Source organism: Candidatus Eisenbacteria bacterium (assembly GCA_016867715.1).
GTDB lineage: Bacteria > Orphanbacterota > Orphanbacteria > Orphanbacterales > Orphanbacteraceae > VGIW01.
Window position 1 is genome coordinate 1 of the sequence record VGIW01000108.1, and the last position, 10184, is coordinate 10184.

General features: G+C 69.2%; 8 protein-coding genes. All 8 read right to left on the reverse strand.

Going from position 1 to position 10184, the window contains the following annotated elements:
* On the reverse strand, positions 1-1084 hold a 1084-nt coding region (locus FJY73_12935), incomplete at its 3' end, for a PQQ-binding-like beta-propeller repeat protein (protein MBM3321562.1).
* A 40-nt stretch (positions 1085-1124) separates the two neighbouring features.
* Positions 1125-2453 carry a hypothetical protein gene (locus FJY73_12940; GenBank protein MBM3321563.1) on the reverse strand — a complete coding sequence of 443 codons (1329 nt, stop codon included), beginning with the start codon at positions 2451-2453 and terminating at the stop codon, positions 1125-1127.
* A complete protein-coding gene (locus FJY73_12945) occupies positions 2437-4833 on the reverse strand; it encodes a transglycosylase SLT domain-containing protein (protein MBM3321564.1) in 2397 nt (798 codons plus the stop codon). The genes FJY73_12940 and FJY73_12945 overlap by 17 nt, the downstream gene beginning before the upstream one ends.
* Before the next feature lie 2 nt (positions 4834-4835).
* Positions 4836-6380, reverse strand: a complete 1545-nt coding sequence (gene guaA, locus FJY73_12950) for a glutamine-hydrolyzing GMP synthase (GenBank protein MBM3321565.1) — start codon at positions 6378-6380, stop codon at positions 4836-4838.
* Positions 6381-6403: 23 nt separating this feature from the next.
* Positions 6404-7942 carry a bifunctional phosphoribosylaminoimidazolecarboxamide formyltransferase/IMP cyclohydrolase gene (gene purH, locus FJY73_12955; GenBank protein ID MBM3321566.1) on the reverse strand — a complete coding sequence of 513 codons (1539 nt, stop codon included), beginning with the start codon at positions 7940-7942 and terminating at the stop codon, positions 6404-6406.
* 83 nt (positions 7943-8025) lie between these two features.
* Positions 8026-8880: a phosphoribosylaminoimidazolesuccinocarboxamide synthase gene (locus FJY73_12960; protein MBM3321567.1), complete on the reverse strand. Its 855-nt coding sequence runs from the start codon at positions 8878-8880 to the stop codon at positions 8026-8028.
* 23 nt (positions 8881-8903) lie between these two features.
* Complete coding sequence (locus FJY73_12965; protein ID MBM3321568.1) at positions 8904-9536, reverse strand: phosphoribosylglycinamide formyltransferase; 633 nt, start codon at positions 9534-9536, stop codon at positions 8904-8906.
* On the reverse strand, positions 9533-10184 hold a 652-nt coding region (locus FJY73_12970; protein MBM3321569.1), incomplete at its 5' end, for a hypothetical protein. The genes FJY73_12970 and FJY73_12965, both read right to left, overlap by 4 nt.

Below are 10184 nucleotides of genomic sequence, written 5' to 3' on the forward strand. Positions count from 1 at the left end.
TCCCGTCCCGGCATCCGAAGAAGACCCGATCCCCCGACACATGAGGGGAGGACGTGATCGCTCCTCCCGCGCGGAAACTCCACGCCGGGGTCCCCGCGGGCGCGGGAGGCGGCTCCCGGACCGGGGCGGCCTCCGGCGCGGGCGCTTCGGATGGCGCCGGCGCGGACTCCGTTCGCGCCGTTTCCTCTCGATCCCCCTTCGCCTCTCGCTCCGCCCGATTCCAGAACACCACGAGGAGGAGGAGGAGAAGAAGGAGTGAGAAAGGAAGGAGAGAGAGACGGCGGCGCGGGCTTCTGGGCGAGCGGAGCTCGTCCGCGGTCCTCTCCGTGGGCACGGGCTCCGGAACGGCATGCGGGGCGCTTAGACGTTCCGGCTCGAGGGGCGGCTCGGCGGCCGGAGGAACCGGTTGGTCTCTCTCCGACTCGAGGGCGGGCGCGGGTAGCGGCTCGACCGCCGTCGGCGTGGGCATCGAGGGTTCGGACGCCCGCGGCGCGCGCTCCGGCTCGAGGGCGCGCCCCGCTACGACCGGTTCGATCGCCGCCCCCTCCTCTCCAAGCGGCACCCAGATCCCGATGGTCGACCCGGCGACGAGCAGCCGGCCCCGCTCTTCCTTCCCGATGAGCGCGAGATGGGCTCCCTCCTCCGCGCGACTCGCCTCGAGAAACGCGAGCCCCCGAAGCGAGCCCGATTCGTGCGTCTCGTAGCCGCTCCCGCCGATCAGGCGGTTCTCCTCGCCGGCCAAGAGGAGGAGGATGTCCCCTTGCCGAAAGAGGTGGAGCTCCTCGTCCACCGGATCGACGATCGCGACCGCGAGAGAGAGATCGCCGGTCGCCCGCTCCTCGGCGGTGCGCGACGCCTCCTCGATCGCGTGGCGGATCGTGTCGGCCAGCTTCTCGCGAGGGGTGAGAAACGGCGGTCCCGAGTAGAAGCGCGCGACGAGGTCCTGGAAGAGGCGTTGGGCGGCGGGTGGTCCGCTCCCCGAGCGGTCCGCCGGTTTCAGAAAGATGTGAAGCGAGGGGACGGGACGTCCGGGCGCGCTCCCGTCGTACGTGAGCGCATCCCATCGGATCCGATCGTCCGTCACCCTTCTCCTCCGTTCGCATCCTCCGGCCGCCGGGCGCAGGCTATCCCAGCGCGAGAGGGAATTCAACCACCTTCCGGAAGTGCTTCGACGAAGAGTAGACCGCCCGCGCCTCGATGCGCGCCCGGTAGCGCCCGGGCGGAAGCGTCTCCCCCGCGTCGTCCCGCCCGTCCCAAACGACGGACCGCTCGCCGGCCGGAAAGAAGCGCCCCTCGGCGATCGTTCGGACTGTGCGTCCCGCGTCGTTCTGGATCGCGACCGCGACCTCCGCCCTCTCGGTGAGAAAGAAGCGGATCTTTCCCGACGAGCGAAAGACGACCGGGTCCGCGCGATAGTCGACGACGTCGACCCCCACCCAGTAGTACTGCGCACCGGTCCTTTCGGAGATAAAGAACTGCCCGAAGCGCCGCCAGACCGTGATGCCGAAGGGCGCCCGGAATTCGGCGTCCCCTGACCCTTCACGTCCAAAGGAAGTGAGGAGCTCGAGATCCGGCGTCAGCTTATGAATCGCGTGGTTCGCTTCGTCCGTTAGGTAGATCTGGTGATGGTAGTCGATCGCGACGCCGCGGAAGCGCCCGTTTGGGATCCTCAGCTCCGCCGCGGTCGCGCGAGCGATCGGGGTTCCATCCGGACGGAGCTTCCAGACGCGCGTCCCTTCCCCGTCGATCACGACGACGAACTCGTCCGGACGGCACGACCAGCGCTCCTCCCGGTCGAGCACGGCGATCGCCTCCGGGTCCGACAAGAAGTCCTCCCCGAACGCGCGGATTCCGTTCCCCATCCGGTCGAGCACCGCCACGCGGTCGTTCCCGGCGTCGGCGACGTAGAGGTCGCCGTTCGTCGCGAGCGCGACCCCTTTCGGGGAGCGAAATGGCGTGGGATCGCCCAGCGGTTCGGAGAGCGGGCCGAGCTCGTTCAGCTTTCCCGCGCGGTAGCGGAGGCGCACGATCCGGTGGTTCCCCGTGTCGGCGACGTAGACATCCCCGGCGGGGCTCGCGGCGATCCCCCACGGATCGAGAAGCTCTCCCGCCCCGCTCCCCTTCTTCCCGTACGAGGCGAGGGTTGTTTCGGACGAGTTGTAGATGACGCAGTGCTCGCCCGCGTTCACGCCGAAGACGGTCAGCTCATCGTCGTCGCCGGTCTTCTCCGGGTTGTCCCGCTCGATCAGCTTGACGGCGGCGACTCCGCGCGGATCTCGAAACCGATGCCGGTTCCCTGTGAAGAGGCGCAGGTGGAAATCGTTGACGTGGTGAAGACCGAGGTCGTGCTTGAAGGTCGGGTAGACGAGCGTGGTCGGCTCGTATGAGGCGGCCAGAGCGGCGACCGCGGCCGCGAGAACGAGAAGGGCGGCGGGCCTAACCTGAGAACCCACGGGTCGCGATCTCGTCGTAGATGGCCCTGCAGATCCAATAGCCGGAGAGGATCCGCTTCACGTACGTTCGGGTCTCGCTGAACGTGATCTTCTCCACGTAGCGGTCGGGACCTTCGTCCCCCGCGGCGGCGACCCACGTGTCCGCGCTCCCCTCCCCCGCGTTGTAAGCGCTCGCCGCGACGACCGCGTCCCCCCCGTAACGGCGAAGGAGCGAACGGAGGTACCAGACCCCGTATCGGATGTTCCGCTCCGGCTCGTCGAGCCGCTCCGCCCGGAACGAGTCCCCCTCGCCGAGGCTTCGCGCGATGTGCTTCCCGGTCGAGGGGAGGATCTGCATGAGGCCGCGCGCCCCCGCCGAGGAGACCGCGTTCGGCTGGAACCAGCTCTCTTGACGCATCAAGGACAAAACGAAGAAAGGATCGATCTCCTCCCACTTCGCGCACTCCGCGGCGATGAGATCGAGGTAGGCGGGCGGATAGATGAGCGCGAGAAGGTGCGGGAAGACCGAATCCGCCCCCGCCCGTTCCGCGAGAGCCTGAATCCGCCGGCCGCAGCGGATCAGCTCGTCGAAGAGGGCGAGCCGGCGGCAGGCGCGCGCGAGATCGAGGAGCCCTTCCGGGTCGTCCTCGAGGCTCTTGCGGAGCGAGGCGGCCTCGCGGCGCGCCTCCTCACCTTCCGCGAGAGAGGCGTAGAGCGCGAGCCGGCCGAAGTCGAGTCCCGCGGTTCCGCTTCGGCGCGGGCTCCACTCGCGGATCCACGCGCGCATCGGGTCGTCTCTCTCGGCCGCTTCCGCGATCCGCGAGGGGGAGAGGATCACCGTCTTTCCGAGCTTCGAGGCGGCGCGGAGCCCGTAGTACGTTTCGGGATGCTTCTCCGCGAGCTCCCGAAACGCGCTCTCCGCGCGCGCCGAATCGCCGAGCCGCCCCGCGAGGTCGGCGACCCAGTAGAGCGCCTCGACCCGGTCGCTCCCCGAGACCCCGCCGCGGAGATGCTCCTCGACGATCGCGCGCGCCTCCCGGGTCCTGCCGAGCGCATCGAGGGAGAGCGCCTCCTGGAGGGGGGCGCGCGCCGCGTACTCGCTCTCCGGAAACAGGACGCGGACCTCGCGAAACGCTTTCGCCGCCTCCTCGTGATGGCGGAGGAGCTTGCGTCGCCAGGCGACCTCCCACTGCGCCTCCGGCGCGAGGCTGCTCGTCGGGAAGCGTCTCGCGTACGCCGTGTACGCCTCGATCGACGAGGTCCATTCCCCCATCTTGCGGAAGGAGCGCGCCCGGTAGAGAAGGGCGGTCCGCGCCGTCTCCCCCGAGCCCGCGGCGAGGGGATCGAGCACGCGGAGGGCGGAGCGGTACCGTTCCGCTTGATAGTGAACCTTTCCCGTTTCAAGTAATGCCTCGAGACGGAGCGGATCGGGCTCGGGGCGATCGAGGAGCGGGCGAAGGAGCTGGATCGCCTCGTCGGTCCTCCCCGCGCGCGCCGCCGCTCGTGCGCCGAGGAGAGGAAGGCGCGGATCGTGCGGGATCGTCCCCGCGGTCTCCATCCGCCGAAGGGCGCGGAACGATTCGAGCGCGCGCGGATGCTCGGGCCACTCCTCGAGGAGTCGCCGGTGGAGAGACGCGGCCGCGGCGGCCCGTCCGGTCTCGCGCTCCGCCTCGGCTGTGCGGTAGATGAGCTCTCGATGCTTCAAGCTTTCGTAGCCGGCGCCGTACTCGCGGAGGAGGAGCGGGAGCGCCTTTTCCGGCTCCTTTCGGCGAAAGAGGGCGAGCGCCGCCTCCTCTAGCGCGTCGATCCGAAAGCGGCCCGACGGCTCGGCCGCGATCTCGAGAAGGAGCGGGATCCCGTAATCCGCCTCGGGAAGGGAGCGGAGCGCTTCCGCGCGACGGAAACGGACGAGATCGCGGTCGGCCGCGCCGAGATCTTCCGCCGCGCGGAGAAGGTGCGACGCCTCCCGGTTCTTTCCGGAGCGGAGCGCGACGATGCCGGCGAGAAGGGTCCCTTCGGCGTCGCCCGGGTCCGGGTCGCCGAGAAGCTCGAGCGCGCGCGCGGAGCGGCCGGTGCGGAGGGCGAGCGATGCGATCCTCTTCTCCTCGGCGGCCCGCGCCTCGCCTTCCGGCGGTCTCTCGCGGAGCCTCGCCTCGCGGAGCGCGTACTCCTTCTCGGTCCAGCCCATCTCCTCGCAGAGGGCGATCATCGCGTCGATCTCGCCGCTTCTCTCGCGGACGAGCGTCTCCGGCGGATCGAGAAGCCAGTCGACCGGCTCGCTCGGGATATCAGGGGCCGCGAACGCCGCCGAGGCGAAAAGAAAGAGGAGCGCGGCGATCGGCGCGCGCGCGCGCGCACGCGAGCCTCCTTCGGCACGATCTCTCCTTTGTCTTCTCGGCATCGCTACTCCCATTCGATCGTCGCGGGGGGTTTCGAGCTCAGGTCGTACACGACCCGGTTCACCCCCTTCACGCTGTTCAGGATCCGCGTCGCGATCCGCGCGAGAAGGTCGTGCGGGAGGCGCGCCCAGTCCGCGGTCATCCCGTCCCTCGAGGTGACCGCGCGAAGGGCGACGACCTGCTCGTACGTGCGGCTGTCCCCCATCACGCCGACCGACGAGACGGGAAGAAGCACGGCGAACGCCTGCCAGACGCGATCGTACTCGCCCGAATCCTTCAGTTCACGGATAAAGAGATCGTCGCACGCGCGAAGGGTTTCGAGAGCGGCGCGCGTGACCGGCCCGAGGATCCGGACCGCAAGCCCGGGCCCGGGGAACGGGTGGCGCCCGAGAAGCGTCTCGGGGATGTCGAGGGCGCGCCCGAGTGCGCGCACTTCATCCTTGAAGAGCTCCCGGAGCGGCTCGACGAGCGCGAGGCGGAGCGTCTCTGGCAGGCCGCCGACGTTGTGGTGCGTCTTGATTTTGGCCGACGGCCCCTCGGTGGAGACCGACTCGATGACGTCCGGGTAGAGGGTCCCTTGCGCGAGCAAGCGGACGCGCGGCCACTCCCCCGCGCGCTCTTGGAAGAGATCGACGAACGTCCGTCCGATGATCCGGCGCTTCTCCTCGGGATCGGAGACCCCTTGGAGCCGCGCGAGGAAGCGCTCTTCCCCGTCGATCACCTCGAGCGGAAGACGAAGCTCCTCGCGGAACGCGCGGATCACCCACTCCCTCTCTCCTTTCCGGAGAAGGCCGTTGTCGACGAAGACCGCGCGGAGCCGGTCTCCGACCGCGCGATGGACGAGGCGCGCCATCACGGTCGAATCGACGCCGCCGCTCACCGCCGTGAGGACCTCGGCATCCTCGACCTTCTCGCGGATCTCCGCGATCGCGCGCTCGGCGACGTGCTCCGCCGTCCAATCCCCGCGGCATCCGCACACGCGGAAGAGAAAGTTCCGGAGGATCCTCTCTCCCTCTTCGGTATGAATCACCTCGGGGTGGAACTGAACGCCGTGGCGCCGCGCTTCTCGATCCGCGATCGCCGCGTAGGGGATGTCGGCGGTGCGCGCGACGGCGCGCGTCCCCTCGGGGAGGCGGACGGCGCGGTCCCCGTGGCTCATCCAGACGCGCGACGGGCTCTTCACCCCCTCGAGAAGCGCGCAAGGTTCCGTCCGTTCGAGGTCGGCCGGCCCGTATTCCCTCTCCTCTCCTCCGGCGACCTCGCCGCCGGCGGCGTGCACGAGAAGCTGCATGCCGTAGCAGATGCCGAGCACGGGGCCTTCGTAGCGCGAGAACCACTCGGGAAGACGCGGGGCGTTCTTGTCGAACACAGAAGAAGGCCCGCCCGAGAGGACGATTCCGCGGAGCGTGTCGTCGAGGAGAAGCTCCTCGCCCGCGCGCGAGGGGGCGAGGATGCGGCAGAAGACGCTCGCCTCGCGGATCCGCCTCGCGATGAGCTGGGTGGTTTGCGAGCCGAAGTCGAGGACGAGAACCCACTCGCGCGCCTGCACGTTCCCCTCCGTTTCTAGCCGACTTAGTGCCGGAAATGCCGGGCGCCGGTGAGGATCATCGCCGCGCCGAGGCGGTTCGCGGCGGCGACGACCTCCTCGTCGCGGATCGATCCCCCCGGCTGGACGAACACGGCGATCCCCGCCTCGCGCGCCCGCTCGAGACTGTCCGGGAAGGGGAAGAAGCCGTCCGAGGCGAGGACGGCGCCCTTCGTCTCGATCCCGGCGCGCCGCGCCTTCTCGATCGCGAGGAGGGTCGAGTCGACGCGGCTCATCTGCCCGGCGCCGATCCCGATCGTTCTCTCTCCGCGCGCCAGAACGATCGCGTTCGAGCGGACGTGCTTGGCTGTTCGCCAGGCGAAGCGCGCGTCCCGCGTCTCTTCCTCCGCCGGCTTCCGCTCGGTGACGACGCGCCACGTCTCTTCATTGAGTGGTAAACGATCGAGGTCTTGAACGAGGAAGCCGTCGACGAGGAGGCGGACTTCTCGTCCGGGACCTTGCGACGGGTTCGCAAAGACGCGCACGAGGCGGAGGTTCTTCTTCTTCGCGAGGATGCGGAGCGCCTCCGGCTCGAAGTCGGGGGCGAGAACGACCTCGAGGAAGATCTTCTCCCATTCGGAGGCGAGCGCTTCCCCGACCGGCGCGTTCACCGCGACGATCCCTCCGAACGCGGAGAGCGGGTCGGTCGAGAAGGCGGCGCGGAAGGCGGCGGGCGCGTCAACGCCGAGGGCGGCGCCGCAAGGGTTTCCGTGCTTCACGATCACCGCCGCGGGCGATTCGAACTCGAGAAGGAGCCGCCAGGCGGCGTCGGCGTCGGCAAGGTTGTTGTACGAGAGCTCCTTTCCCTGGAGCGCCTCGAAGCGGTGGGAGGAACCGGCCCTTTCGTACCAGGCGGCCGTCTGGTGCGGGTTTTCGCCGTAGCGGAGCGCCTGCCGGAGCGATCCGGCGAGGTGGAACGGATCGGGAAGCGCGCCGTGCGCGTCCCGCTCGAACCAAGCAAGGATCCGCTCGTCGTAGTCGGCGACATAGCGGAACGCGCGGGCCGCGAGCGCGCGGCGCTCGGCGAGGGGAACCCCCTCGTCCGAGCGGAGGCGCGCGAGGAACGGCTCGTACTGGTCCGGGTGGAAGAGGACGGCGACGTCCTCGAAGTTCTTCGCCGCCGCCCGGAGAAGCGAGGGTCCTCCGATGTCGATCGACTCGACGATCTCTTCCTCCGTGGCGCCCCCGCGCGCGATCGTCTCGGCGAACGGGTAGAAGTTCACGAGCACGAGATCGATCGGCGGGATGCCGAAGACCTCCATCTCCTCTCGATCGGAGGCGACGCCGCGCCGGGCGAGGATCCCGCCGAAGAGGAGCGGATGGAGCGTGCGCACCCGCCCGCCGAGCATCTCGGGGAAACCGCTCACCTCGCGAATCTCGCGCACCTCGATTCCCGCCTCTCGGAGATGCGCGGCCGTTCCTCCGGTCGAGAGGATCTCCGCACCCGCCGAAGCGAGCGCGGAGGCGAAGGGGACGAGGCCTCTCTTGTCGGAAACCGAGACGATCGCGCGCCGGATCCGCCGCATCGATTCCATGCGCACCTTCTTCCTTTCCGCACGTGCGGCGGGGATCCGCCGCGCGGCCGCCGGACGCCTCGCGCCCTCGATCGTTAGCTCGTTAAGATCTCAAGGATCTCGCGATAGCGCCGGATCGTCGCCTCCACCACATCGGGCGGAAGCGCGGGGGCGGGCTCCTCCCCGCTCCAGGAGATCCCGAGAAGGTGCTCGCGCACGAACTGCTTGTCGAAGCTCTCCTGCGCTTCCCCCGGACGGTAGCCCGCCGCCTTCCAGAAGCGCGAGGAGTCGGGCGTGAGCGCCTCGTCGACGAGATGGATCGCCCCGTCGATCCTGGCGAACTCGAACTTCGTGTCGGCGAGAAGGATTCCGCGCGCCTCCGCGTGGGCGGTCGCCTCGCGAAAGAGGGCAAGGGAACGATCGCGAAGCGCGCGCGCCGTCTCCTTCCCGAGCGCGTTCTCCATATCGCCGAGGGAAACCGGGAGGTCGTGCGTCCCCTCCGCCTTCGTGCTCGGCGTGAAGATCGGCTCGGGGAGCTTGTCCGAGAGCCGGAGTCCGCGCGGGAGCGAAACGCCGGAGATCGTTCCCGACGCCCGGTACTCCTTCCATCCCGATCCGGCGAGATACCCGCGCACGACGCACTCGAATGGGAAGACCTCTCCGCGGCGCACGAGCATCGACCGCCCTTCGAGCGCCTCGCGCTCGCCGCGGAACGGCTCGGGATACTCGCTCGGATCGGTGGAGATCTTGTGGTTCGGAACGATCGCGGCCAGGCGGTCGAACCAGAAGGCGGAGATCGTGTTGAGCACCTTCCCCTTCCCCGGGATTCGCGTGGGGAGCACCCGGTCGAAGGCGGAGATGCGGTCGCTCGTCACGATAAGGATGCGGTCTCCGAGATAGAAGAGATCGCGGACCTTCCCGCTCCGGTCCGGCTCTCTCCCCGCGACGATCGTTCGTCCGACGGCATGCGTGGTCACCGGGGCGCTCCTTTCGGACGGAAGAGGCACCGTCTTCCGTCGAGAACAAGCTCCTGCGTGAGAAGCGCGGCGATCGTTCGCGGATAAAGCTTGTGCTCCTCCGCGAGGATTCGCGCCGCGAGGCTTTCCGCCGTCTCCTCGTCGCGGACGGGGACCGCGGTCTGAAAGAGGATCGGGCCGGAGTCGACGCCCGCGTCGACGATGTGAGTCGTGCAGCCGGAGACCCGGACGCCGTGTGCGAAGGCCTGTCGCTGCGCCTCGAGCCCGGGGAACGAGGGGAGAAGCGAGGGATGGATGTTGATCACGCGGTTCGGAAACGCGTCAAGAAATCGCGGCGAGAGGATCCGCATGAAGCCGGCGAGCGCGACGAGCCGGACGTCCCGCGCCCGGAGCTCCTCGACCATCCGCGTTTCCGCTTCCGGAGAGACGCGGGCGCGCCGCGGTCCGGGCGGGACGTACAGCGCGTCGACGCCGGCCGCGCGGGCGTGATCGAGCGCGGGCGCGTCCTCGACGTCCGAGAGGACAAGCGCCACCCTCGCGGGATATCCGGAAGCGCTTGATGCTTCAAGAATCGCGAGCAGGTTGCTCCCCCGGCCCGACGCGAGGACGCCGATCGGCGCTCGCGTCACCGGGTCTCCTCCCGCTCCGGAGAGAGTAGGAAACGCATCCCGACGAGCACGGAAGTGCGGCCCTCCTCGGGGCTAAGAAGCCGGCTGTTCGCGGCCGCTCCCTCGACGAGGAGGTACGGCGTCAACCAGTAACCCGCCCCCGCGGAGAGGAAGAACTCGTCCGCGTGGACGATGTTGCCGCTCCTCTCGATGTCGCGGAGCTCCTCCGCGTAGCGGTCGTCCGGAAGGTCGCTCGGATCAAAGAGCGTGAAGAACCCCGCGCGAAGGACGAGGCGATCCGACTGCTCCCACTCGGTCCCGAGCGAGAGCTGCGCCACGGACTTGTAGCTCGGGATGCTCCCCCAGTTCTGGTACGCGAGGTCGCCCGCGAAGCGGAGGGTGCGGGAGTAGTAGTGAACGGCGCCGATCTGCGCCGTGAACGGCGTCTCGTCCTTCACGATCGGGTAGCGCTCGGCCGGCGTGCACGTCGTCCACTCGTCGATCTGGTGGACGCTTCGAAGGTCCATCCCGGTGCTCACCGAAAGGCCGCCGTCCGTCTTGTCCGTGAACCGATGGTAGAGCCCCGCGGTGAAGTGGAGGCTCACGTCGTTGGTCGAGGCCTCGGCGTCGAACCATTTCTTGGCGAGCTGGTCCTCGGTGATGTCCGTG